Source organism: Rhizobium sp. BK491 (genome assembly GCF_014194925.1).
Taxonomy (GTDB): Bacteria; Pseudomonadota; Alphaproteobacteria; order Rhizobiales; family Rhizobiaceae; genus Rhizobium.
Window position 1 is genome coordinate 507,514 of record NZ_JACIAR010000001.1, and the last position, 25,457, is coordinate 532,970.

The window sequence follows — 25,457 nt, forward strand, 5'->3', positions numbered from 1 at the left end:
TTATGGTGCAGCCGATATTTGCGTGAAAATGGGGGCGTTACACGCGCTCGCCATTGCGGATGCGGTAGCTTGGCGAATACATCGTCACCAATTCTTCCGCAGCCGTCGGATGGACGGCCATGGTGCGGTCGAAGTCGTCCTTGGTGCAGCCCGCCTTCAGCGTAATGCCGAGAAGCTGCGCCATCTCGCCAGCATCGTGGCCGAGAATATGGGCGCCGATGACCTTGCGGTCCGCGGCATTGACGATCAGCTTCATGATCATCTTCTCGGCTCGGCCCGAAAGCGTCGCCTTCATCGGCCGGAACTGGGCGCGATAGACCTCCAGTTCAGGATAGCGCTTGGCCGCATCCTCCTCGGTCAGGCCGACGGTACCGATCTCCGGCTGCGAGAAGACGGCCGTCGGGATGAGTTCGTGGTCCGGCCGGGTCGGATTGTCCTTGTAGACGGTCTCGATGAAGCACATGGCCTCGTGGATAGCGACGGGCGTCAGCTGTACCCGATCGGTGACGTCGCCGAGAGCGAAGATATTCGGAACGGAAGTGCGCGAATATTCGTCGACGATAATGGCGCCCTGCTCATTGATCGCGACGCCGGCGGCCTGAAGCCCCAGATTTTCTGTATTCGGCGTACGGCCGAGCGCCAGCATGACGGTATCGACCGTCAGCGCCTTGTTGTTCTTCGTCCGAACGCTGAGCCTGCCCTCTGCCTTCTCGACGTGCTCGATGATGTCATGGCAGAGAATGCGGATGCCCTTCTCCTCCATGGCCTCATGCAGGCCTTTGCGCAGGTCGTGATCGAAGCGTGACAGGATCTCGGCACCACGATAGATCAGCGTCGTCTCGACTCCGAGCCCGTGGAAGATATTGGCGAACTCGACGGCAATATATCCGCCGCCGGCGATCAGGATCGATTTCGGCAGTTCCTTCAGGTGGAAGGCCTCGTTCGAGGAGATGCAGAGCTCATGGCCGGGCAGCGCCGTATGCAGGTTCGGCCTGCCGCCGGTCGCAATGACGATCGTCTCGGCGGTCACGGTCTGCCCGGTCTTCAGCAGCTTGATCGTATGGGCGTCCACCAGCTCGGCGCGAGTATCGAAGATCTCGGCCTTGGCGTTGTCGAGCCCTTTGCGATAGAGGCCCTCCAGCCGGGCGATTTCCTTGTCCTTTGCCTCGATCAGCTTTTTCCAGTCGAAGCTGCTCTCGCCGACCGTCCAGCCGAAACCGGCCGCATCCTCTAAGTGCTCGCTATACTGCGAGGCATAGACAAACAGCTTCTTCGGCACGCAACCGCGAATGACGCAGGTGCCGCCATAGCGATACTCCTCGGCGATGCCGACCTTCTTGCCGAGCGATGCGGCCACGCGTGCGCTACGCACGCCGCCGGAGCCGCCGCCAATCACGAAAAGGTCGAAATCAAACGAAGGCATGGATCGCTCCTGTAGACGTCAGACGCGCGCGAAGCGCCAATGGGGGTCGCCCTCATATAGGGAGCCGGGATATAAAAAGAAAAGCCCGGAATCGATCCGGGCCTCGAATTTCAACTGCCTGCCGTACGCACCAAAAAGACGAAACATCTCTTTCGGAACGAATGCAGCAACGACGCGTCGCTTACTGCTTCGGCGCCGGCTGAGCGGCCGCACCGGCATCCGGCGTAACGACCGGCTGCTTGACGACCTTCTGCAGGGCATTGTTGCTCTGCTTTGCGAGATCGCGCGAAATGCCCTGGCTCCAGATATCGGCGGCCTTGTAGAGTTCGCGGGTGGCCAGCGGACCATCCTTGAGAAGCTTCTTGCCTGCCGGCGAACCGTAGAAATCGGCGATCGCCTTGAGTTCGTCGGCCGAGAAAGCCTTGGCATAGGTGATGGCAGCTTCACGCTCCAGATCGGCACGACGTGGTGCGAGCGCGAGCGCGGTGGCATCGACGGTCGAATTGATCGCATCGCCGAAATTCGGGTTTGCCTGGATCATCGTGCTCTTTAGCTGCTCGGCGAGATTAGGCAGAATATTGTCGAACTGGTTGGTAATGCCGAGAGCATTGATCGCGGCGCGGGCAGCCTTGATCTGATCCTCGGAAACTTCCTGAGCGTTGACCGAACCAAAGGCAATGCCGGAAAGAAGAATGGTTGCAGCGGCAAGACGGCCAAGACCCGCAAATTTGATCATGAGATGAGTGCTCCTATGTATTGTTGGCCTGCAACGTGCGCGCACCGGCAGGGCCGGCAATGATCGCTAATGTCGCCATATGGATAAAGAGCCCGTGTTCGACAACGCCGGGAATCGAATAGAGCTCGTTCGACAGCGCCTCTGCATCAGGAATGCGGCCGAAAGATGCATCGACGATGTAATGCCCCCCATCGGTGACAAAGAGGCTGTCGCCCGAGCGGCGCATGTTCAGTGCGCCGGAAAGACCGATGCGTGACGCCGCCTTCTCGATGAGGATGCGGGTGGAAACGAGCCCGAACGGATTGACCTCGATAGGCAATGGATATGCGCCGAGCGTCTCGACGACCTTGCTTTGATCCGCAATGACGATCATGCGGGCTGACGATGCCGCAACGATCTTCTCGCGCAACAGCGCGCCGCCGCCGCCCTTGATCAGCGTCAGCGCGCCATCCAGCTCATCGGCACCATCGATGGTAAGGTCAAGTTCGGGAAGCTCGTCCAGGGATTTCAACGGGACGCCGAGCTCATTGCAAAGCTTGGCCGTCCTTTCGGACGTCGGAACGCCTTGGATCGAGAGGCCGGCAGCAACCTTTTCGGCGAGCAGGCGAACGAACTCCTCCGCCGTGGTGCCGGTGCCGATCCCGAGCCGCATGCCGCTCTCGACATGAGCGAGCGCGGCTCTCGCAGCCTCAATCTTCATCTGGCGGGCGTCCATGCGCCACCTGCTCCCATTGTTACGTTGGTCTGCTGTTTACACGGCTCTCCAGCCAAACGAAAGCCAAAATAACGGGATGATATAGAAATCCCCGGCCCCTTCCCGCCAAGGCATTCCGGCACTTCAGTTGCAATTGCCTACGCGATCTTTTAACTCCAAAAGACGCACTCTTTTCTCTGCAAAGGCCGATTCCTAGTGAAATCCCCCCTTGTCGTATTCGATCTCGACGGCACGCTGCTGGACACGCATGCGGACCTGATCGTCAGCCTGAACCATACGATCGCGGCGCTCGAACTTCCCCCGGTCAGCTACGACGACGTGACACATCTCGTCGGCAACGGCGCGCAGGTCATGATCGAGCGAGCCTGCAAACTGCACGGCTATATGCTGACATCGGAAGAATTGCCCGCCCTTCTGCAGCGCTTTATCACTCATTATTCCGAAACCATGCCAGGCGTGACGCAGCCTTACCCGGGGCTGCTTGCAGCTCTCGATACGCTGAAGAGCCAAGGCTATAAGCTCGCCGTCTGCACCAACAAGATGGAATCGCTGGCGCGCACCTTGCTCGACCGGCTGAAGTTGACCCATTACTTCGAGGCCATTACCGGCGGTGACACCTTCACCGTCCGCAAGCCGAATGCCGAGCACCTGATCGGCACGGTCGAACGCGCCGGCGGCGACATCGCCCGTACGATCATGATCGGCGACAGCATCAACGACATCCTCGTCGCCCGCAACGCCGGCGTCCCCTCGATCGCCGTCCCTTTCGGTTACTCCGATGTCGGCATCGAAACGCTCGGACCGAACCGCATCATCTACCACTACGACGAACTGACGCCCGAGCTGGTCGAGGGATTGCTGGCCGCTTAAGGCTTGCTGGCGGCCTGAGGCGCATCAGCCCTTAAACGAATAAGGGCGACCAATGGGCCGCCCTTATTCGTTTTCGCCGCTGAACAGACTTTAGATCTGAGCAGTGCGTGCCTTCGAGGTCGCATCGAGCGCCTTCTGCGTGGCGGCGTCACGATCGTAGACGTCGTTGAAGTACTGGATAACGCCATCCTTGTTCGGCCACGCGGTGAAATAGGCGATGTAGATCGGGAATTTCTGCGGCACGGCTACAGCCTTGTTCTGGCCGGTGGCGATCTGCTTGGCGACATCGTCGACCGTGGTGTTCAACACGGCGGCAGCCATCGCGCGCGGATCGGCAAGGCGGACGCAGCCGTGGCTGAGTGCGCGCATATCCTTCTTGAAGAAGCTCTTCTGCGGCGTGTCGTGCATATAGATCGCATGCGAGTTCGGGAAGAGGATCTTCAGTTCACCGAGTGCGTTGTCGCTGCTGGGCGGTTGGCGAACCGAGATGCTCTTCGTCGAGCCGTACCAGTCGACGCTGGACGATGCGACGGCGCGGCCGCCGACTTCGACCTGATAGCCCATCCGGTCGAGATAGTTCGGATCGGAACGCAGCTTCGGCAGCATCTCGTTGATGATGATCGACTGCGGAACGCCCCAGAACGGATTGAATTCGACCGTCTGCACCTGATTTTCGAAGAAGAAGGTCTGGTGCTGCTTGCTGCCAACGACGACGCGCATCGACAGCTGCTCCTGGTTATTATTGTAGTAATAAACCATGAAAGCCGGCTGGTTGATGAAGACATAGCGCGGGCCAAGCTCAGGCGGCAGCCAGCGCAGCTGCTCCATGGCGATGACCAGCTTCTGGATCTTCACGTCATTGTTCTCGCCGACCATGGCGCGAACGGAGGACGAGCCGATCACGCCATCGGCTGTCAGACCCTTCTCGCGCTGGAAGTCTTCAACCAGCGACACGAGTTCGGGCGTATAATCCGGCGTGCCCAGATAGGCATCGAAAAGATCGGCATGAGCGGCCTTCAGCGCATCCGATCCGCGGTGCTGAATCGCCTTGACGATGTTGGCCATTTCCGGGGAACTGCCGCCCGGCTTCAGAATTCCGCTCAGCGAAATGGAGATATGGCTGCCGTCTGATCCGGATTCCGCACGAAGTTTCGCGAGCTCCGCCTTCAAGGCCAGGAATTGCTGATTGGATGGGGTTCGGCTGTTCAGATAAGCTGGAACATCCGGGCTGGCGCGCAATACGTCGAGCATCGCCGTCAGATTGACGTCCTTGCGCTTGAAGTCGTGATAGCCGGAAATCTTGTTCGGGTCGAGGCGACCCCGAACCGTATCCTGAACGAACATCAATATCTTGCTCGACAGCGCGAGCTCGAATTGCATGAGCGCGCGATCGCGCATGACCGGATCGGCGCTTTCCGCATCGGCACTGGGCAAAGTTACCGCATAATCGGCGGGATCGAGGCCGACGGAACCCGCATCGGCAAGAGCCGCCATGGCAGCCTTCGCCTTGTCGCTGACGGCATGATCTGCAACCCAGAGAAGCGGCTTGCTCTGATCGGCATAATAGGCCTCGATCGCCTTGGCGATGTCATTGGTCGCCATGACGCGCGCATCCGCCAGATAGCGGCGCTGCGAAATCCCGGTGTCGACCGCGACCGGCGAGGGAGAAGCATCTGCAACGGCACCGGTCACGACCGGGTCGGCGAAATGTGCCGTCGACACCAGGCGCATCTGGTCGGCCTTATAGGTATAATATTTCGGCGCATCGACGGTCGGCAGCGGCTGCTTTACTCGCGGAGGCTGATCAGGATCCAGCGTCTGCACCGGATTGACAGGAACGGGAGCCGAAACCTGCGTGCTCTGCTGACGGCCTTGGCCGCCACGGATGAAATCCATGAGGGTCATGGCACTTGCAGAGGTTGCGCCTATCGAAGAAAGGCAACAGGAGAGAGCCAGGACGGATGCGGTGGCTTTGGAAGCAAGTTTCATTCTGTAATCAGTCCCTGTATCGTGCGGTGACTTCGAGCTTGACGGTGCTGTTTTCAACTCGGCCGCGATGTCTTCGACATCGTATACTCACACTATGAAAACGGCGAGGCCCGCCTTTCGTTCAATGCCTCAACTTCATGTGACGAAGCGGTGGCGTCTTTCGCGGCTCAGTCCACACAAAAATATGAAATTATTGGTTAATGCTTTATTGAATTTTTGGAGACTTTTTAAGCGCCCGAAAATGCGTGTCCGTTAATATATGCGCAGCGTGTTAAAAAGAGCACGCCGCACCAAGCAAAACATGACTATAACAGTCATCAAATTGCGCGTTGATATTTTCATGAGGCCCTTTCGGACCTATATGAGCTGCTATCCGTCTCAATGGAAAGCAGGACCAGGAAGATGACCTCCACCCGCACCGAAACCGACACATTTGGCCCGATCGAAGTCGCCAGCGACCGTTACTGGGGGGCGCAGGCGCAACGCTCGCTCGGCAATTTCAAGATCGGCTGGGAGAAGCAGCCGCTATCGGTCGTGCGCGCCCTTGGCATCGTCAAGCAGGCGGCCGCACGCGCCAACATGGAGCTCGGCCAGTTGGATCCGACCCTCGGCAAAGCGATCGTTGCGGCGGCGCAGGAAGTCATCGACGGAAAGCTTAATGAGCATTTTCCGCTTGTGGTCTGGCAGACCGGCTCGGGCACGCAATCGAACATGAATGCTAACGAGGTGATCTCCAACCGCGCGATCGAGATGCTCGGCGGCGTCATGGGCTCGAAAAAGCCGGTGCATCCGAACGATCACGTCAACATGAGCCAGTCGTCGAACGACACCTATCCGACAGCCATGCACATCGCCTGCGCCGAGCAGATCGTCCATCATCTGCTGCCGGCCCTGCGGCATTTGCATGCGGCTTTGGAAAAGAAGGTCGCCGATTTCGCCCATATCATCAAGATCGGCCGCACTCACACGCAGGATGCAACGCCGCTGACGCTCGGCCAGGAATTCTCCGGCTATGCCGCGCAGGTCGCCTCCTCGATCAAGCGCATCGAGCTGACATTGCCGGGGCTTTGCGAACTCGCCCAGGGCGGCACGGCGGTCGGAACCGGGCTCAATGCACCGATCGGCTTTGCCGAGAAGGTCGCCGACGAGATCGCCAAAATTACCGGCCTACCCTTCGTTACTGCACCGAACAAGTTCGAAGCGCTGGCGGCCCATGACTCGATGGTCTTCAGCCACGGAGCCATCAATGCCGCCGCAGCGGCGCTGTTCAAGATCGCCAACGACATCCGCCTGCTTGGCTCCGGTCCGCGCTCAGGCCTCGGAGAACTCTCACTGCCGGAGAACGAGCCGGGCTCGTCGATCATGCCGGGCAAGGTCAATCCGACACAGTGCGAAGCACTGACGCAGGTCTGCATTCACATCTTCGGCAACAATGCCGCGCTGACCTTTGCCGGCAGCCAGGGGCACTTCGAGCTCAATGTCTATAATCCGATGATGGCTTATAATTTCCTGCAGTCTGTGCAGTTGCTCGGCGACGCCGCAGTCTCCTTCACGGATAATTGCGTCGTCGGTATCGAGGCGCGCGAGGACAACATCAAGGCTGGCCTGGAGCGCTCCTTGATGCTGGTGACGGCGCTCGCCCCGAAGATCGGCTACGACAACGCCGCCAAGATCGCCAAGACGGCGCACAAGAACGGCACGACGCTGAAGGAAGAAGCGCTGGCGAGCGGATTGGTATCATCGGAAGAATATGATGCCATCGTCCGCCCGGAAACGATGATCGGGCCAAAGTGATATCACTGGACGGTGATCGTCCGGGCATGTTCTCCGATATTGCAGCCGTGTGCATGGCCCCTCTCCCCGCATTGCGGGGAAAGGGAGTTGATCATGCGACATCAGCAGCCTCTTAGTAGGTGCCGCAAACACAGAATAGGTCCCCTCTCTCCGCATTGCGGGGAGAGGGCTAGGGTGAGGGGCCGGGCAGAAGGTTTCGCCATCGGAAGACCCACCTGACCTGAGTATGCCCAATCAACGAACCCCACTTTGAAGTTTCAACTTATCAGCCAAACAATTGCTTTTGCCTCAAGCCGGATTTAGATCGTTTCCAAACATCTTCCCCGCCATCCGGCTTGAAAGGTTTCCCACATGGCTGACGATCTATTTCCCCTCGGCGACGACACGACCCCTTACCGCAAGATTTCGGGCGACTATGTTTCCGTCGACACCTTCAAGGGCCAGGAAATCCTGACCGTCGATCCAGAGGGCATCCGTCTCCTTGCCGAAACGGCTTTCGCCGATATCAATCACCTGCTGCGCCCCGGTCACCTGAAGCAGCTTGCCTCGATCCTGGAGGACCCTGAAGCGACCGATAACGACCGCTTCGTCGCCTACGATCTGCTGAAGAATGCCAATATCGCTGCCGGCGGCGTGCTTCCGATGTGCCAGGATACCGGCACAGCGATTGTCATGGCCAAGAAAGGCCGCCGCGTCTGGACCGAGGGCGGCGACAGCGGCGCGATCGCCAAAGGAGTGCTTGACGCCTACGAGAAGAAGAACCTGCGCTACTCGCAGCTCGCACCGATCAAGATGTTCGAGGAAAAGAACACCAAGAACAACTTGCCCGCACAGATCGATATCTACGAGGAAGGCACCGACGCCTACGAATTCCTCTTCGTCGCGAAGGGCGGCGGCTCGGCCAACAAGACGTTCCTCTATCAGGGCACGCCGTCGCTGCTAACCCACGACCGCATGCTGGACTTCCTGAAAGAGAAGATCCTGACGCTCGGCACGGCGGCCTGTCCGCCCTACCATCTCGCGATCGTCATCGGCGGCACCTCGGCCGAGATGAACCTGAAGACGGTCAAGCTCGCCTCGACGCGCTATCTCGACTGTCTTCCCACGGAAGGTTCCGAAAGCGGACATGCCTTCCGAGATATCGAAATGGAGAAAGAAATCCATAAGCTCACGCAGAGCCTCGGCGTCGGCGCCCAGTTCGGCGGCAAGTATTTCTGCCATGACGTCCGCGTCATCCGCCTGCCCCGTCATGGCGCATCGCTGCCGATCGGCCTCGGCGTCTCCTGTTCCGCCGACCGCCAGGCGAAGGGCAAGATCACGCGCGACGGCATCTTCATCGAACAGCTGGAGACCGACCCGTCCAAGTACATGCCGGAGATCGACGAAGCCAAGCTCTCGGAATCCATGGTCCGCATCGATCTCAACCGGCCGATGGCGGATATCCTGGCAGAACTGTCCGCACATCCCGTCAAGACGCGCCTGTCGCTTACCGGCACCATCATCGTCGCGCGCGACCTTGCCCACGCCAAGATCCGCGAGCGCCTGGAAAAGGGCGAAGGCATGCCGGAATACCTGAAGAACCATCCGGTCTATTATGCCGGGCCGGCAAAGACGCCAGCCGGCTATGCCTCCGGTTCGTTCGGCCCGACGACCGCAGGCCGCATGGACAGTTATGTCGACCAGTTCCAATCCTTCGGCGGCTCCATGGTGATGCTCGCCAAGGGCAACCGCTCGCGTACCGTACGGGAAGCCTGCAAGACATATGGCGGCTTCTACCTCGGTTCGATCGGCGGGCCGGCTGCCCGCCTTGCCCAGGATTGCATCAAGAAGGTGGAGGTACTCGAATATCCGGAACTTGGCATGGAAGCGGTCTGGAAGATCGAGGTCGAAGATTTTCCCGCCTTTATCGTCATTGACGACAAGGGCAACGATTTCTTTCAGGAACTTAACCTTGGATAGAATAGCTGTTTTGAATTGAGCATATCAAAGGGGCGCATCGGCGCCCCTTTCTGTAAAACCCTCTTCAATTGTATTATTTTTGAATAAAACCATAGTGACGGAGGATTTTTCATAACCACACTCTTAATATTTTCTCAAAGAATCTTTGCATAGATAAAGAAGAGTTTTAACAAATACATTATTACGGAGCTCACCGATGAGTACGGCGATTGCGCCGAAGGCGCAAATTCCCGACGTGGCAGGGCAAATTACCTACGCCATGCGATCCATGGGGGTCGCACCTATTCCGCGCAATTACGAACTTTTCTACGAAGCTTATATCGGCTCCAATCCCACTCTCACGCGTGAACTGGCGGCTCTGGGCAAAAACGCCACCCAGGAGGAGTTGGACGCGATCGGCGCCAAGTATTTTCCGCATCATGCGGCTCGCGTCTTCGATGAAGCGCATACCCGCCTCGCCTCCGAACTCGATGCCGTCCTACGCGCCCTGCGTCAGGAACAGACAACACTCGAAAGCTATAACCGCCTGCTCGGCGAAACTAGTGCAAGCATAAGCTCCAGAAGCCACAACAGCGCCGAACTGCTACGCAGCGCCATTGACATGCTCGCCACAGCAACCGGCGATACGATGGCTCACGGTGAAAAGACCGTCGAGCATGTCGTGGAGCGCAGCCAGGAAATGGATCTGGTCCGCAAAGAGCTGGACGAATACAAGCGCATCGCCAACACCGATTCGCTAACCCGGCTTTCCAACCGCCGCGCCTTCGAGGACCGGCTGATCTCCATCTTCGACAACCAGCTTACCCGGCCGACGACCGCTCTGGTTCTTGCCGATATCGATCACTTCAAGCGGGTCAACGACACATTCGGCCACCCGGTCGGCGACAAGATTCTCGCCACCGTCGCCTCCATCATCCGCGCCAATGTACGTCGCGACGTCTTCGTCGCCCGCGTCGGAGGCGAGGAATTCGCTCTCATTCTGGAAGCCACCAGCATCGAGGAAGTTACGACGGTATGCGAACGGATACGTCGCACCCTCGAAGCGACGCCGTTCAAGAATTCGCGCACCGGGGTCGACTATGGTCCGATCACCCTCTCCCTCGGCATCTGTATGGCTTCGGAAGCAGCCGATTCCGGGGAACTGTATAACAAGGCCGATCTGGCGCTTTACTGCGCCAAGAATGCCGGCCGCAATTGCAGCAGCGTCTATCAGGATGGCATGCGGAAGGATTTCACCAAAAGTTGGCTCATCTACAAGAATTAGAAGCGAAGCCAACCAACCGCCGGCGCCGCTTTCCCAGGCATGCCGGCGGCTTGCTTACCAGAGTGTCTTGGCCGCCCGTACGGGCGCCTCGCGATCATAAGTCTCCTGATCGAAATCGGCCTTCGCCGCCTTCAGCATCATACCCGGCGATGGCAGGCTTGCCGGATCGACGAACCGTTCCGCATTCCACAGCTCGGCCCGCATCACCGCCCGGGCACACTGGAAATAGACTTCCTCGATCGTAATCACGACAACGCAGCGCGGATGCTTGCCATCCATCTCGAAACTGTCGAGCAAGGCCGGGTCGATCGAGACGACTGCCCGACCATTGAGCCGCATCGTCGTATTCGATCCCGGGATGAGAAACATCAGCGCTATGCGCGGATCGCGAACGATATTCGCAAGAGAGTCGACGCGGTTGTTGCCGCGCCAATCCGGCAGATGCAGGGTCTTCTCATCCTCCACGCGAACGACTCCACCCAAGTCACCACGCGGTGAGCAATCAAGCCCCTCGGACGCGACCGTTGCCAGCGCCATGAAGGGCGATGCTTCGATCATTCGGCGATAGAGCGGTGTCAGAACGCTCGTGACCTTGGTGATCGACGCCTCGCCGGCGTCGCCATAGAGCTGCTTCAGTTCCTCGACGGATGTGACGATGTGCATGCGGCCTCACGCTTCTCTGTGGCATTCCACTCGAATCCGGGGCGGCGCAGACATTATTATAACGAGCGACGCAGCGGAGTTCGGTAGAACGATAACACTGTCCCGTCATGATTTTCGAGCGGATTTTCCTCTTGGAGGTCTTTAGCGAGGAAGTCCTTGATAGCCTCAAGCACGGGTGCGGCACTGACGATTCGCCGATGACCGAAGCCATTGGCCCAGAAGAGACGGACATGCGGACCCTCGGCCGCATAGCCGCGCGCATGATCGGCGCTCACTTCCTTGTCATCCTCGGCATGGATGACAAGAACTGGCCGGCTCGGATCGAGCCGGTCGCGCTTCTGGTCATAGGAAGCGAGCGTCCTGCCCGTTACCAGACGAACCTCGTCTTCCAGGGCCGCCTGCGTCGCCGACCCCAGCCGCATCAGGCGCCCGAAATCCTTGAACAGCCAGCCCATGGCGCTCGGCGCACCGATCAGCACCAGCTTTCCCGGCCGAAGCGGCTCGATATCAGGCAGAAAACCCGCGGATGCCAGTGCCAGGGATGCGCCGCCGAAGGAATGTCCGATGGCGGCATCGAAGGCTCCGAAACGGGCCGAGGCCGCGGCAATGGCGGAGACGGCCAAACGCACATTCAGGAACCGCCCGCCCGAGCGCCCATGCCCGGGAAGATCGAGCGAGATCACCTCCGCTCCATCGTCGGCAAGGAATGCAGCCAGTTCGGACATGTATTCACTGCTGGAACCCCAGCCATGGACCACGAGATAGCGTCTGCGCGGCCCCTTGGCTCCGCCATTGAAGCGGTAAGCCATGGCGCGGCCACCGGGAAACGGCAGCATCACCTGCTCCGCTGCAAGGAGACGCTGCCTGCCCTCCACATACGCAGACTTGGCCTTCGAGCCGCGCGGCCGACGCGATGGCGTCAGACAGAAAAGCCGGAAAGCCGCCTTGCCGGCGAGCCGCGGAGACAGCCTTTCGAGACCGGCGAGACCCGACCGGGTGACCTTGAGCGCAAAGGATGGCATAGTGGGAATCCAATAATGTTCAACTATGAACAATAAAGTACAACGATGAACAAAAATCAATCCCTTCCCTGGGACCATCCGCGTTTTCGAAGCTGGATCGCCGTGGCACGCGCCTGCCAGCTGATGCAACAATCACTTGGACGGGCATTGACGCATCTCGACATCAAGCCACCGCACCTCGACATTCTCGTCAACCTGTTTCGCTTTGAAGGCATCTCCCAGCAGGAACTCGCCCGCAAGCTATTGGTCGGCCGCTCCAATATGAGCATGCTGTTGCCGCAGATGGAAAAGCGGGGACTGATCGAACGCCGTGGCGATCGTCTCGACAAACGGGTGCTCCGCCTCTACCTGACCGAGGAAGGGCGGCGCGTGACGGAAGAGGCCATGACCATCCAGACCACGCTCATCGACCGGATGCTCTCCGATGCGCCAATCGAAGAGTGCGAAGCGATCACCGTGCATATGGAGCGCGTCGTCAGCCTCCTGATGCAGGAAGAGCGTGAACCACTGGAGCCCGTCGGCGATCAGTGATCGCCGGCTGAGCGTGCCGAAGGAACGACCCGGTTCAACGAGGCGAATTCCCAGATCGCAACGACGACGAGCACGGCCGTCGCCAGAATGCCGAGCTGATAGACCACGACCATCGGCAGGGTGAGGAGCAGCAACGCCAGCCCGACGAGCCCCGCCATATGCGATAGCGGCGGCCGGCCGGTGGTTACCCCTTTGAACCAGAGATTTCCAAGCAGGAAGACCGCCGGTCCGCCCAAAATGGCGGCCGCGGCATGCATATCCGCAGCATCATGCGGATGAGCAAAGAGAAATTCATCTCCGACGACGCTCAGGATAATACCGGCCAAGATCGGAATATGCGCGTAGGTGAATGCCTGCCTAGCGAGGCTGCCGGGCGTGTCGTCATGCTCGATGCGATGGGCCGCCCTTTCATGACCAAACTGAAAGTAAATCCACCACAGAGCAACCGTGCCGACGAAGGCGGTGACGAACACCGCGACGATCAAGGGCGTCATCGGCTGCTCGGCAAAGGTCTTGCCGGCCTGCAGCACCGCTTCGCCGAGACAGATGATGATGAATAGCGCACAACGTTCGGCCAGATGCGCGCCTGATACATTCCAATCCGCCGTCGTCGATTTGCCGAGCCCGGGTACCCGGAAGCCAAGCGCTGGAGCTGCATATTCGATGATGAGCGCGATCAGCCAAAGCACAATACGAGCCTCGCCCTCAACCAGGGCGCCTGATATCCAGAAGATGCCAGACAGGACGAGCCAGCTGGTGATGCGCAGGAAGTTGCGATGGTTGGCCGCGCTGGCATTCTTGAGGGCGTAGACTGTGAACAGCGAGCGGCCTACCTGCATGAAGACGTAGGCGCCGGCAAAGAAAATCGCCTTCTCGCCGAAGGCCTCAGGGATGGCAGCGGAAAGGATAAGTCCCGCAAACATCAGCGTGAACAGCATGATGCGCACCGGCATGCGGTCGGGATCGAGCCAGTTCGTTACCCAGGCGGTGAAAACCCAGACCCACCATACCGCGAAGATCAGCATGATAGCCTCGAGCGCCCCCCGTGGGGTGAAATGCTCGGCCAATGCATGCGCGAGCTGCGAGATCGAGAAAACGAAGACCAGATCGAAAAACAGCTCGACGAAGGAAACCTTGCTCTCGTTCTTGCTACCCTTGGCGCGAAGCCAGTTTTCCCTACCCCCAAGGATCATGCTTGCGTCCCCTGTCCGTTACTGGAGTTTGCTAATGCGGCTTTCCAACCGGGTCGCGGCTGAGACCCTTTTCCTTCAACTCAGCCTCATAGGCCGCAAAAAGCTCCTGGCCCTTTTCTCCAAGCTCGCGCAGATAGGACCATGTGAAAATGCCCGTGTCGTGCATGTCGTCGAACCCGATGCGAACGGCATAGTTGCCGGTCGGCGTCATCGACATGATGCCGACATTGCGCTTGCCCGGTACGGTAACCTTCTGTCCCGGTCCGTGTCCCTGGACCTCTGCGGAGGGAGACAGCACCCGCAGCATCTCTGCCGGCAAGTCGAAGCTCGCGCCGTTATCGAACGTCACCATGAGGTGACGGCGATCCTTCGAGACCCGTAATTCGGTCGGCCAAACGTCGCTCATCGATTTTCCCATGCCTTTCAATGTGTTTTCGAGAATTATGCCGCTACACGTTCACACGCAAGCATAATTGAAAGGCATTTTCCTTGACGCAACAATCGCCTATGCACACATTAGCAGTGTGATGGAGATTTGAGTGAATAGCATTGTCGGTACGATAGGCGGCGCCTCGCCGCTGGCAGCGGATAAAAGCCCGATGATTGACCCTTTCGGGCGCGCAGTCACCTATTTGCGCGTTTCCGTCACCGACCGCTGCGATTTCCGCTGCACCTATTGCATGGCCGAGCACATGACCTTCCTGCCCAAGAAGGATCTTTTGACGCTCGAAGAACTCGACCGGCTCTGTTCCGCCTTCATCGCCAAGGGCGTGCGCAAAATCAGGCTCACCGGCGGCGAACCTCTGGTGCGCAAGAACATCATGTTTCTGGTCCGCAAGCTCGGTGAGAGCGTGAAAAATGGCGCGCTTGACGAATTGACACTGACGACAAACGGCTCGCAGCTCGCCCGCCATGCCGAAGAGCTTTATGATAGCGGCGTCCGGCGCATCAACGTGTCGCTCGATACACTGGATCCCGATAAATTCCGCACGATCACCCGCTGGGGAGATTTCTCCAAGGTGATGGAAGGCATCGATGCGGCGCAGAAAGCCGGTCTCAAGATCAAGCTCAATGCCGTCGCGCTCAAAGGCTTCAACGATACCGAAATTCCCGACTTGCTACGGTTCGCGCATGGTCGCGGTATGGACCTGACCGTCATCGAGACCATGCCCATGGGCGAGATCGACGAAGACCGTACCGACCAATATCTCCCGCTCTCCCAGTTGCGCACCGATCTCGAGGGTCAGTTCACGCTGACGGATATTCCCTACCAGACGGGCGGACCTGCCCGTTACGTCCAAGTCGCCGAAACCGGCGGTCGCCTCGGCTTCATCACGCCCATGACCCATAATTTCTGCGAGAGCTGCAATCGCGTAAGGCTCACCTGCACGGGCACGCTGTATATGTGCCTCGGGCAAAACGACGCGGCCGACCTGCGCACGGCGTTGCGTGCAAGCGAGGATGACGCCCTGCTCCATGCAGCGATAGACGAAGCCATCACCCGCAAGCCGAAGGGTCATGATTTCATCATCGACCGGACGCACAACCGTCCGGCAGTCGGTCGCCACATGAGCGTCACCGGCGGCTAAATCCCACCGAGAACATCAAATATGCAGCTTGAGCTTATTCGCAATGCGACGCTGAAGGTCACCTATGGCGGCCATATTCTGCTGATCGACCCTTACTTTGCACCGCGCCACAGTCTCCCGTCCTTCACCGGCCGCTCTCTTAATCCGATGACGGAACTGCCGCGTTCCATCGACGACATTCTCCAGGGCGTCGAACTGGTGATCGTATCGCATCTCCATACCGATCATTTCGATGCTGTGGCGAAGGAGCGCGTGCCGAAAACACTGCCGTTTCTTTGCCAACCCGGTGACGAAGGACGCATCCGCGACGCTGGCTTCACAAACGTCACCCCGCTTGCGCAATCGGTCGTTTGGCAAGGGCTGACAATCACGCCGCGGCAGGGCAGCCACGGCGTCGGGCCGGTCGTGGAAAAAATGGGGCCGGTCATCGGCTTCACGCTGGAGGCCGATGGCGAACCCACCGTCTATTGGGCTGGAGATACCGTGCTCTACCCTCCGGTCGCCGAAACCATCCGCGAATTCTCCCCCGATATCATCGTCACCCATTCCTGCGGCGCCCGTTGGGATGGCGACCTGATCGTCATGGACGACAAACAGACGCTCGAAGTCAGCCGCCTCGCCCCGCAAGCGACTATTGTTGCAGCTCATATGGAAGCACTCGATCACGCGACCGTCACGCGCCAGGATCTTCGCCAAACCGCAGAGGCAGGCGGTCTCGATCCCTCGCGGCTGCTCATTCCCGCCGATGGCGAGACGCTCCATCTCGGTCGGTAATTCATTCGCAATTCATTTAATCGCGATAGCAAGCTTCAATCGAAAAGCGCCGGACATTGGTCCGGCGCTTTTCGATTCATGATGGTCTTTCTATCGATGCAGCCTTACGCAGCGCGGTAACGTGCATCCGCACTGCCATAGCTCGCATGCTCCGCCTCGCCATCGCCAGTGCGGAAGCGATCGATCTTTTCCGAAAGCATATCCACGCGCTGGCGCAGGCCGTGGATCTCCGCATTGTTCTCCTCGACCATCGCCGCGTTCCGCTGCGTGATCAGCTCGACTTCCGAAACCGCGCGGGTGACTTCCTCGATACCGGTCGACTGCTCTGTCGTAGCAGAGGAAATATCGGCAACGAGCCTCTGAACGCCGGTGACGTGGTTGATGATCTCGGTCAGGGCCGCGCCGGTCTGCTCGACCAGATGAACGCCGTTCCGCACCTGGGTGGAGCTTGCGGAAATCAAGCCCTTGATCTCCTTCGCCGCATTGGCACACCGTTGCGCAAGTTCACGCACCTCCTGAGCGACAACAGCAAAGCCGCGACCGGCCTCACCGGCACGGGCTGCCTCGACACCGGCATTCAGAGCAAGGAGGTTAGTCTGGAAGGCGATCTCGTCGATGACCCCGATGATAGTGGCGATCTTCTCCGACGAACGGTTGATCTCGCTCATGGCGCCCACAGCCTTGGCGACGACTTCGCCCGATTGGGTCGCATAGGCCTGCGTCTCGTTGACGGAGGTCGCCGTTTGCCGTGCACGATCGGCGGTCGAGCGCACAACGTCGCTGAGGCGATGCAGCGCCCGCGAACTTTCCTCGAGGGCGGCAGCCTGCTGCTCGGTGCGCCGAGCGAGGTCGTCGGCCGACATGGCAAGATTGCCAGTGCCGCCCTTGATCTCCTCGGCCGTGTAGCGAACGTCCGTCAGGGTCTCACGCAGCGCCTCGACCGCGTGATTGTAAGTGAAGGCCATTTCCACGAAGTCAGCCGAAAGATCCTCGCGCATGCCTTCTTCAAGATTGCCGTCGGCAAGCTTGGCGAGAACGTCGGCCAGCGCATTGAGTGCCTGCTTCTGCTCGGCTTCGATGCGGGCGCGCTCGGCAGCGCGACGGGCAGCCTCTTCCGCAGAGAGCGCACGGGCGCTTTCGGCTTCCCGCTCCAGCCGGACATTTTCAAGCGCGGCATCGCGGAAGACGCTGACGGAGCGTACCATGTCGCCGATCTCATCGCCGCGATTGCGGCCGTCGATCGCGACTTCCAGGTCGCCGCTTGCAAGGCGCGTCATCACGTCGGCAACGCGCTTCAGCGGACCGCGCAGGGTTTCCACGAGCATAAGGCCGCCGATGATGGCAAGCAGCGTGCCGACGATCATGGCGATGACCGAGACGTTGGCCGAACGCTCGCTATCTTCCTTGCCAAGTTCCTGTGCCTGGGCAACGAAGCCACGCAGCGAGGTCATCGCATCGGCGAGCAAGGTGTTGGACTGAACACGCGTCGTCTTCCAGTCGGCTGCCGTCTGCAGCAGATCGGCCGATCCATTGGTCAAGCCCTCGATCAGCGGCTTCATGTGAGCCGCAAAATCACGCATGGTGGCGTTAGTCGGGCCGAGCTCCGAAATCCTTGCAGCAATGCTCTGCAGATCCTTGAGATCCGCAAGAACCGGTTCGCGTGAGGCTGCATCGCGAACGTTTTCCATGCGCGAGGCATGCAATATCAGGCGGTCGACGAGACTAAGCGCCTGATCGACGTGATCCAGAAGCTCCTTCTGGCCGTCGATGATCTTGTCCAGGCTGACGAAGCGATCGGCAGCGGTATCGCTGTTCTTGGCCGACTGCAGGGTCATCTCGCCTTCGATCTTCACAAAGCTCTGCAAGATCGGCCCCATCGCCTCGACCTTCTGGTCCGGCGTGCCGGAGCTCTTCAATACCGCATCGAGCTTGTCGGCCGCATCGGAGGCATTGGCGACGAGGCTGGCGCCGCGCTTGGAAACCAGTGCCTTCGAAATCGTCACCTGCTTCAGGATAGCGTCCGCATAGGTACGCGCGTCCGAAATCTCCTCGGTGGAATCGGCCGCCATTTGCACTTGGATGCGCAGATTGCTCATCTTCTCCGAGAGGCCCTTATAGGCCGCAGCATCGTAGAGCAGTTCCTTGGCGAAAGTTTCCTTGTCGCTGAAATCCTTGCGGATGATGTCTATCTGCTTGCCGGCGGCTTTGGCGGTCGCCTCGATATTCTGCACCGCCTTCCGGATAGCTTCGACATCGCTATCCTGCTTCTGCCTGATGGACCAGAGCGTCGCTTCCTGCGTGCGCATCTTGGCGGCAAGCTCGGTGACCGGAATGATCTTGGCGCGCTGATCGTCACTGAGCAGCCCACTTAAGCGACGGACACCCTGTTCCTGCGCGTCGATCTTGGCGGCCAATGTCTGGCGCGTGTCATCGGAAGGTGAACCCGTGAATTCCTGCAGGGCAGCCTGAAGGTTCTCGAAATCGCTGATATTCTCGATCGTGGCGCGCGTCACGGTCATATGACCGTTCAGAATATTGGCCGTGTGATAGCCCACCAGGCCGACGCCGGCGATCAGAACCACCAGAGGCACCACGAAAATAAGGACTTTGGTGACAATCCTGCGGCCTTGCAAAAGACGATCAATGAAAAACATACGGCGCCTCAACTGGATTATTAAAAATCTCCAGCGAAGGCGGGATCGTCATTCCTGCTGCGCTGCGGTAGGTGCTTCTGCCTCATGCAAAACCGCTGTGAGCCTCTGGAAATAAGATTGAATAAGCATTAATCGCCTGCCTAAAAGCCTCTGCAATGGCAAAAAAACTGCAACCGCTGTCTCATTCCGCGACCACAGCGCGAAAAATTACGTCAATGAATGACAAATATCTCGCAATGCACAATCGAATTTGACTGCCGCTCAAACGAATTCAACTTCGGCCGAAACACAGCCGATTCCAATTTGCTGAAAACGGCGCTAATCCAGATGGGTATATCGGGGGACTCATCTTTCTCATGCGACTGACCAAGAATACGCAGGGCGCTCTCTTCATGGCGGCCTCCATGGCCGGCTTCTCCTGCAGCGATGCGCTGTCCAAGACCGTCATCGCCACGATGAATGCAGGCGAGATCATCTTCATCCGCGGCTTGTTCACGAGTTTTTTTGTGTATCTGCTTGCCCGTCAAATGGGCGCCCTGCGCAATTGGCGCGTCATCCTGCAGCCGATGATTGCGCTGCGCATCGCCTGCGAAGCTCTGGCGGCAGCAACCTACATCACTGCTCTTGGAATGATGCCCATCGCCAATGCCTCCGCTATCCAGCAGGCTGTTCCGCTTGCCGTGACGCTTGGCGCGATGATCTTCTTGAAGGAGCCAGTGGGATGGAGGCGATGGACGGCCATTGCCGTCGGCTTCGTCGGCGTGCTGATCATCATCAGGCCCGGCCGTGACGGGTTCACGACGGCCGCCCTCCTTGCTATCGCCTGCATGTTTGCGACCGCCGCCCGCGATCTGGCGACACGCTGCATAGACAAGGACGTGCCGTCGCTGATGGTCACGCTCTGCACCGCAATTTCCATATCCATATTCGGAGCATTGTGCATCATCCCCTTCGGCGGCTGGCAGCCGGCGAGCACAACGTCGCTCCTGCAGATCCTGCTGGCCTCCGTTCTGGTGCTGATCGGCTACCAGGGCGTCATATTGGCCATGCGCTCGGGCGAAATCTCTTTCGTCGCGCCGTTCCGTTATCTCAGTCTCATCTGGTCGGCTCTGCTCGGATTGATCGCCTTCGGCGAAGTGCCGGACGGATGGTCTGTCTTCGGCGCAGCCATTGTCATCGCCTCCGGTATCTATACTTTCTATCGCGAAAGCAGACGGCGGGCGGCCGAGCCTGTCGCGCAGGAATCAGAACCCCGCGTTCCCGCCTGAGGTCGCAATCATGTCCGACTTCATCGCCACTCCCCAAGATATTCCCGTCGTTCTGCTTGCCGGCGGCCGTTCCAGCCGCATGGGCGCCAACAAGGCCTTTGCACTGCTCGCCGGCGAAAGCTTGATCGCTCGTATCGCGTCGAAGATTGGGCAACGTCAGCTCAAACCGATCGCACTGAATGCCGATGCCGATTGGCCTGACGCCATGGGGATGCGGCTCATTCCGGATAGAATTCCCGGTAAATTAGGGCCGCTTGCAGGTGTGCTCGCTGCTTTGCAGGACGCGCAGTTGCATCACCCTGAGGCCTCGCACATCGCCACCATCCCCATCGACACCCCCTTCTTTCCTTCCGATCTTGTCGCGCGCCTTGCCCATGTCATTCACGGCCCCGATGAGATTGTCATTGCCGCATCACTCGGTCAGGATCATCCTGTTTTCGGTCTCTGGCCCGTCTCCGCCACCGCCGATCTGGAACTATGGATCTCCTCCGACGACAAACGGCGCGTCAGGGATTTCCTCGCTCGACATAAGGTGCAGCGGGTGGAATTCCTCCCGGTCGAAACGGCAATCGGGCCTCTCGATCCCTTCTTCAACATCAATACGCCAGCCGATCTCGCCGAAGCGGAGACATGGCTGGCAGCTTTGGAAGACATGCCATGACGAAATCTCGGCCCAAAATCTTCGGCATCGCCGGCTGGAAGAATTCCGGCAAGACGGGGCTTGCGGTGCGGCTGGTCACGGAGTTCACCCAGCGCGGCTATCGCATCTCGACCATCAAGCATGCGCATCATGATTTCGATATAGACAAGGTGGGTGCCGACAGCTTTCGTCATCGCGAGGCCGGCGCGCATGAAGTCACCATCGTCTCCGGCACGCGCTATGCCATCATGCACGAATTGCGCGGCGCGCCCGAACCGAGCTTCGAAGAAATACTGGCGCGTCTCGCTCCCTGCGACCTCGTCTTGATCGAGGGTTACAAGCGCGAACCCATCCCGAAAATCGAGGCGCGCCGACTGGAAGCGGTTAAGCGCGAACCGCTCGCCCCGCAGGACCCTCACATCGTCGCCATCGCCGCCGACCACCCTGTTGAAGACGCCGGTTCTCTTGTCGTTTTCGACCTCGACGATACGGTCGCAATTGCCGATTTCATCGCTGCAAAGGTCGGCCTCGAGGGCCCGTCGAAATGAGAAGGGCCGCCGGTTTCCCGGCGGCCCTTACTATCAAGCTATAAGCTGATCCCTTACCGGTTCGATGCCACCGGACGCACCAGCGGCGTGATGCGGCGGATCGTGACGCGGCGGTTTTCCTGCGACGGGCCGAGCGTATTCACCTTGAGATACTGCTCGCCGTAGCCCTGGGTGACCAGGTTTTCGGCAGGAATGCCGTAGACATCCGTCAGCACGTTGGCGACCGATTCCGCGCGTTGGTCCGACAGGATCAGATTGCTTTGGGCCGAACCCACCGCATCCGTATGGCCCTCGATCAGGAAGGTTTCTGTCGGATCGCGCTTGATGATCTTCAACATGCCATCGGCGACACCGCGAAGGGTGCTCGCCTGCGACATCGGAATCTCGGCGCTGCCGGTCGCGAAGGTGATAGTATCGAGGTCGATACGGCGGATCTTGTCGCGGATACGAGCCGAATAACGGACTTCATTGACCGAATAGATGCGCTCGACCGGCTCGACCGGCGGCTCACGCAGGAAGTCGTAATAGTCGGCATTGCGGTTCGATGCCGTATCGATGATGTACTGGCTCAACGGAATGAGCAGGCGCATCGGCGGCAGATCTTCACCCGGATCGCGGTAGTAGTCGTCATTGTCAGGACGACTTTCCAGTTCCGGCGAGTAGAACAGCACATATTCGCGGCCGCTTGCATCGATGCGCGAGCGCTGGATGATGTCGCCGTAGCGGTTGCGGATCGTGACGACGCGATCGCCATCGGGCTGATCGATCGTCTCGCGGTAGCGGTCACGCGGCAGTTGTTCGTAGACCGGCCGCTCACCGCCTCGAATGAAGCGCTCGCTATCATCGTGACGAACGACATAGGTGTTGTCGACGTTGACGATGGTCCGATTGTCCTGATTGATGATGGTCTGCACCGTCGTTCCCTGTGGCGGGGCGAAGTCCGGCCGGCGGTCGATGCGACGACCCTGCTCGCTGGTTACGGCTTCCATCTTGACCGGAGGTTGCGGTTGGCCGCCGGCTGCCGCGCGCTGGGCCTCAGCATCGGAGGTCGGCGGCTTGGTGTAAGCCGGTGGCGGCTGCTGGGCCGGAGCGGTCTGGGCCTGCCCGCTCTGCGGAGCCTGACCCGCCTGTCTGCGACCACCCTGGGCGCCTGGGGCAGCGGGATTCTGCCCGTTGTTTAGATGCTCGCCACGACGAACCGCATCCTTCTGGCTGTCCAGAACCGCGCTTCCGTTTTCGACGGGCAGGATGACGGGACCATTGGCGGAGGCGGGATTCTCCGCGATCTTCTTACGGCGCTCCAGTTCCTGCGGCGAGACCTGCTCGGCGGGAGGCAGCTGGATTTCGCCAGCCTGCTGGCCATTGCCGTTGGCGGCGGGAGCCGTTGCACCAGCTTGAGCCGGCGTCGCGGCGCCATTGGCCGGTTGCTGCTTGCCAGGCTGCGGCGTTGCCGGATTGCCAGCCTGTGCTGGCTGTCCTTGCGGCGTGCCCTGCTGGGCCGGCTGCTGCGGAGTGGCCGCGGGCTGCTCGCCCTGCTGCTGGTTCTGCGGCTGTTTGCCGTGGGTCTTGTCCCCACCCTGCTTCTGCCCCTGCTCAGTGCCAGGGGTCACAGGCGTCCCGGGCTGTGCCTGCGTCTGAGGCTGCGTTCCCGGCTGCACCTTATGTCCCTGGGCAGGTTCACCGGCCGGTGCCGGCTGCTGCGCGGCGGGCTGCTTTGCCGGAGCCTCGGTCTGACCTTGCGGCTTGGGTTGAGCGTTCTGTTCGGGCTGCGCCTGCTTTCCAGGCTGGGCCCCCTGATTCGGCTGTTCGCCCGCGGCGGGAGCCTGCTTTTCGGCCGGCGCCGGCTGCTGCCCCTTCGAACCAGGCTTGGCCTTCGGCTCCGGCTTGACCTCGGGCTGCGCTTCCGTAGCAGGCTGCTGTTCTACCTTCGGCTGCGGCGCTTCGGCCGGCTGCTGCTTTTGCGGCTTCGGTTGCTCTTGCTCCACAGGCTGCTTGGCTTCGGGCTGCTTGACCTTCGGCTTCGGCTGCGGTGCTTCCGGCTCTGCCTGGGGAGCGACAGACTTGGGCTGCGGCTTCTCTTCGGGTTGTGCCTGAGGCTCTTCGGCGGGTTGCTGACGTTGCTTCTTCGGAAGCTCAGGCGGCGCCTCTGCGGCAGGCTGCTGCTTCTGCGGCTTCGGCTGCTCCTGCTCGGCGGGCTGCTGATGCTCGGCCTTCGGCGGCTGCGCTTCCGGCTGTTGCTGCTTCGGCGCCTTCTGCTGCGGCTCACCCTCGGGCTCAGCCTGCTTCATCTGGTGCTGCTGCTCGCCACCACCCTGATGCTTCTGGCCCTCCCCGCCTTCGGCAGGCTTCTTGTGCTTGAGCTGCTCTTCATCGGGCTGAGCTGCCGGCGCCTCCTGCTGCGCCACCTCGAAACTTGTACCTGCGGCGGTCGCGGCTGCGCCGGCGATGCCGTTGTTCAGCGGTACGATTGGCTGTTCACGAAGGGCCGCGGCTGCTGCCGGCTCGAAGGCGAGCGATAGCGAAAGCAGCGGAAACGCGGCGCTGGCAAATAGTCTGGATCGCTTTCCCATAGGGGTCTCCTCTTATGATCTTTGTCCGCCGAATTGCGAATCTGAGCGGCAAGGCGATTGCCTCAGGAACCCGGCCAATTTTCGGTTCTCATGAGGCTGAATCGCGGCAAGCCGCTATATGTTCCCGCACTATTAGGTTGCCGTAATTAACCCTGCCTGAACGCAATGGATGGCTTACATTCAGATTTGCCTGTGTAGCGCGTGCATTACGGCGGCATTGCGCAAAGGCAGATTGCCTTTGTAATTCCAGTTGCATTTTCCCAAAAAAAAGTACGAATATCGCCGCGAGGCGGGCCACCAGCCCGCTCCACTCGAGCCGTCTGCCAAAAACAATAATGGGCTGCCGGCCACCAACAGAGAGGGTCAATATGCGCATCTCCACTCGTCTTATTGCCGCCGCGTCCTTCGCCGCAATGTCGCTCGTCGCCGGTGCGGCGCTTGCCGATGGCGACACGATCGTCTTCGGCACGGACGCGACCTACCCGCCTTTCGAATCGCTTGACGCCGGCGGCAAGTTCACCGGCTTCGACATCGATATAACCAATGCGCTTTGCGATCACATGAAGGTCAAGTGCACCTTCGTGAACCAGGATTTCGACGGCATCATTCCCGCCCTGCAGGCCAAGAAGTTCGACGCGATCATCTCGTCCATGTCGATCACGCCCGAGCGCGAGAAGATCGTCGACTTCACCAACAAGATTTACAACACGCCGCCAGCAATCGCCATTCCGAAGGACTCCACTCTCAAGGAAGCGACCGACGAAGCCCTGAAGGGCAAGACGATCGGCGCACAGTCCTCCACGACGCATGCCAACTATGCGTCCGCCCACCTGAAGGATGCCGAGCTCAAGCTCTATCCGTCGGCTGACGAATACAAGCTCGACCTCAGCAACGGCCGTATCGATGCAGCCATCGACGACGTCGTCGTGCTGTCCGAATGGGTGAAGTCCGATGCAGGCAATTGCTGCAAGATGCTCGGTACGCTGAAAAGCGACCCGGTCATCAACGGCGTCGGTGCGGGCATCGCCATCCGCAAGGGCGATGCGGCCCTCAAGGACAAGCTGAACGCCGCGATCGCTGCGATCCGCGCTGACGGCACCTACAAGAAGATCCAGGACAAGTATTTCGATTTCGACGTCTACGGCGATTGATCGCCCGTCGATTCCCTGGGAAAAGACGACGGCGGAAGCTTGCCCTTCCGCCGTTTTTGTTTGACAACGAGATGAATATAAGCAGAAACGCGGCAAAAGCCGCT

21 protein-coding genes are annotated in these 25,457 nt (G+C 59.7%); 11 read left to right on the forward strand and 10 right to left on the reverse strand.

All coding sequences use genetic code 11. The features are described 5' to 3' along the window. Positions 1 to 37: 37 nt before the first annotated feature. The 3 genes from gor to rpiA form a co-directional block, all read right to left on the reverse strand. Positions 38 to 1,423, reverse strand: coding sequence for a glutathione-disulfide reductase (gor, locus tag FHX05_RS02560; RefSeq protein WP_183870578.1), 1,386 nt, complete (start codon positions 1,421 to 1,423; stop codon positions 38 to 40). A gap of 181 nt (positions 1,424 to 1,604) precedes the next feature. Beyond that, the gene (locus FHX05_RS02565) at positions 1,605 to 2,159 is read right to left on the reverse strand and encodes a DUF2059 domain-containing protein (RefSeq protein WP_112606318.1); all 555 of its coding nucleotides are present in this window, start codon (positions 2,157 to 2,159) and stop codon (positions 1,605 to 1,607) included. A gap of 13 nt (positions 2,160 to 2,172) precedes the next feature. Further along, positions 2,173 to 2,874 (reverse strand): ribose-5-phosphate isomerase RpiA, encoded by a 702-nt coding sequence (rpiA, locus tag FHX05_RS02570; RefSeq protein WP_112411885.1) that lies wholly within the window; start codon positions 2,872 to 2,874, stop codon positions 2,173 to 2,175. A gap of 195 nt (positions 2,875 to 3,069) precedes the next feature. Between rpiA and FHX05_RS02575 the strand changes: the two genes are divergently transcribed. Then, on the forward strand, positions 3,070 to 3,744 hold the full coding sequence (locus FHX05_RS02575; protein ID WP_112334690.1) for an HAD family hydrolase: 675 nt from the start codon (positions 3,070 to 3,072) through the stop codon (positions 3,742 to 3,744). A 90-nt stretch (positions 3,745 to 3,834) separates the two neighbouring features. Here FHX05_RS02575 and FHX05_RS02580 read toward each other — a convergent pair whose 3' ends face one another. Further along, positions 3,835 to 5,733, reverse strand: a complete 1,899-nt coding sequence (locus FHX05_RS02580) for a L,D-transpeptidase family protein (protein ID WP_183870579.1) — start codon at positions 5,731 to 5,733, stop codon at positions 3,835 to 3,837. Between the two features lie 402 nt (positions 5,734 to 6,135). Here FHX05_RS02580 and fumC point away from each other — a divergent pair, with 402 nt between their 5' ends. The 3 genes from fumC to FHX05_RS02595 all read left to right on the forward strand — a co-directional run bounded on the left by fumC (position 6,136) and on the right by FHX05_RS02595 (position 10,750). After that, a complete protein-coding gene (gene fumC / locus FHX05_RS02585) occupies positions 6,136 to 7,527 on the forward strand; it encodes a class II fumarate hydratase (RefSeq protein ID WP_112334688.1) in 1,392 nt (463 codons plus the stop codon). A 351-nt stretch (positions 7,528 to 7,878) separates the two neighbouring features. Further along, positions 7,879 to 9,486, forward strand: coding sequence for a fumarate hydratase (locus FHX05_RS02590; protein WP_183870580.1), 1,608 nt, complete (start codon positions 7,879 to 7,881; stop codon positions 9,484 to 9,486). Between the two features lie 196 nt (positions 9,487 to 9,682). After that, positions 9,683 to 10,750, forward strand: coding sequence for a GGDEF domain-containing protein (locus FHX05_RS02595; protein WP_112606312.1), 1,068 nt, complete (start codon positions 9,683 to 9,685; stop codon positions 10,748 to 10,750). 54 nt (positions 10,751 to 10,804) lie between these two features. Here FHX05_RS02595 and FHX05_RS02600 read toward each other — a convergent pair whose 3' ends face one another. Together FHX05_RS02600 and FHX05_RS02605 are read right to left on the reverse strand one after the other, a co-directional pair. Continuing rightward, positions 10,805 to 11,413 carry a pyridoxamine 5'-phosphate oxidase family protein gene (locus FHX05_RS02600; RefSeq protein WP_112606310.1) on the reverse strand — a complete coding sequence of 203 codons (609 nt, stop codon included), beginning with the start codon at positions 11,411 to 11,413 and terminating at the stop codon, positions 10,805 to 10,807. A gap of 56 nt (positions 11,414 to 11,469) precedes the next feature. Continuing rightward, positions 11,470 to 12,435, reverse strand: coding sequence for an alpha/beta fold hydrolase (locus FHX05_RS02605; RefSeq protein ID WP_183870581.1), 966 nt, complete (start codon positions 12,433 to 12,435; stop codon positions 11,470 to 11,472). A gap of 45 nt (positions 12,436 to 12,480) precedes the next feature. Here FHX05_RS02605 and FHX05_RS02610 point away from each other — a divergent pair, with 45 nt between their 5' ends. After that, complete coding sequence (locus tag FHX05_RS02610) at positions 12,481 to 12,966, forward strand: MarR family transcriptional regulator (RefSeq protein ID WP_183870582.1); 486 nt, start codon at positions 12,481 to 12,483, stop codon at positions 12,964 to 12,966. On the opposite strand, the gene FHX05_RS02615 is transcribed toward FHX05_RS02610, so the two are convergent. Together FHX05_RS02615 and FHX05_RS02620 are read right to left on the reverse strand one after the other, a co-directional pair. Next, positions 12,960 to 14,159 (reverse strand): low temperature requirement protein A, encoded by a 1,200-nt coding sequence (locus FHX05_RS02615; RefSeq protein WP_183870583.1) that lies wholly within the window; start codon positions 14,157 to 14,159, stop codon positions 12,960 to 12,962. The two genes, FHX05_RS02610 and FHX05_RS02615, sit on opposite strands and share 7 nt — an antisense overlap. Before the next feature lie 31 nt (positions 14,160 to 14,190). Further along, on the reverse strand, positions 14,191 to 14,565 hold the full coding sequence (locus FHX05_RS02620) for a DUF971 domain-containing protein (RefSeq protein WP_112334830.1): 375 nt from the start codon (positions 14,563 to 14,565) through the stop codon (positions 14,191 to 14,193). A gap of 133 nt (positions 14,566 to 14,698) precedes the next feature. Between FHX05_RS02620 and moaA the strand changes: the two genes are divergently transcribed. Together moaA and FHX05_RS02630 are read left to right on the forward strand one after the other, a co-directional pair. Next, positions 14,699 to 15,748: a GTP 3',8-cyclase MoaA gene (gene moaA / locus FHX05_RS02625; protein ID WP_183870584.1), complete on the forward strand. Its 1,050-nt coding sequence runs from the start codon at positions 14,699 to 14,701 to the stop codon at positions 15,746 to 15,748. A gap of 21 nt (positions 15,749 to 15,769) precedes the next feature. Then, the gene (locus FHX05_RS02630; RefSeq protein WP_183870585.1) at positions 15,770 to 16,522 is read left to right on the forward strand and encodes an MBL fold metallo-hydrolase; all 753 of its coding nucleotides are present in this window, start codon (positions 15,770 to 15,772) and stop codon (positions 16,520 to 16,522) included. 104 nt (positions 16,523 to 16,626) lie between these two features. Here FHX05_RS02630 and FHX05_RS02635 read toward each other — a convergent pair whose 3' ends face one another. Continuing rightward, on the reverse strand, positions 16,627 to 19,176 hold the full coding sequence (locus tag FHX05_RS02635; protein WP_183870586.1) for a methyl-accepting chemotaxis protein: 2,550 nt from the start codon (positions 19,174 to 19,176) through the stop codon (positions 16,627 to 16,629). 356 nt (positions 19,177 to 19,532) lie between these two features. On the opposite strand from FHX05_RS02635, the gene FHX05_RS02640 reads away from it, so the two are divergent. From FHX05_RS02640 to mobB, 3 genes are read left to right on the forward strand one after another with little or no spacing between them, the layout of a single operon-like run. After that, complete coding sequence (locus FHX05_RS02640; protein ID WP_183870587.1) at positions 19,533 to 20,444, forward strand: DMT family transporter; 912 nt, start codon at positions 19,533 to 19,535, stop codon at positions 20,442 to 20,444. A gap of 10 nt (positions 20,445 to 20,454) precedes the next feature. Beyond that, a complete protein-coding gene (gene mobA, locus FHX05_RS02645; protein ID WP_183870588.1) occupies positions 20,455 to 21,105 on the forward strand; it encodes a molybdenum cofactor guanylyltransferase MobA in 651 nt (216 codons plus the stop codon). Next, a complete protein-coding gene (mobB, locus tag FHX05_RS02650; protein ID WP_183870589.1) occupies positions 21,102 to 21,632 on the forward strand; it encodes a molybdopterin-guanine dinucleotide biosynthesis protein B in 531 nt (176 codons plus the stop codon). Before mobA ends, mobB begins: the two co-directional genes overlap by 4 nt. Positions 21,633 to 21,685: 53 nt before the next feature. Here mobB and FHX05_RS02655 read toward each other — a convergent pair whose 3' ends face one another. Continuing rightward, complete coding sequence (locus FHX05_RS02655; protein WP_183870590.1) at positions 21,686 to 24,202, reverse strand: OmpA family protein; 2,517 nt, start codon at positions 24,200 to 24,202, stop codon at positions 21,686 to 21,688. 368 nt (positions 24,203 to 24,570) lie between these two features. Here FHX05_RS02655 and FHX05_RS02660 point away from each other — a divergent pair, with 368 nt between their 5' ends. Beyond that, a complete protein-coding gene (locus FHX05_RS02660; protein WP_015340138.1) occupies positions 24,571 to 25,353 on the forward strand; it encodes a lysine/arginine/ornithine ABC transporter substrate-binding protein in 783 nt (260 codons plus the stop codon). The last annotated feature ends 104 nt before the right edge of the window (positions 25,354 to 25,457 follow it).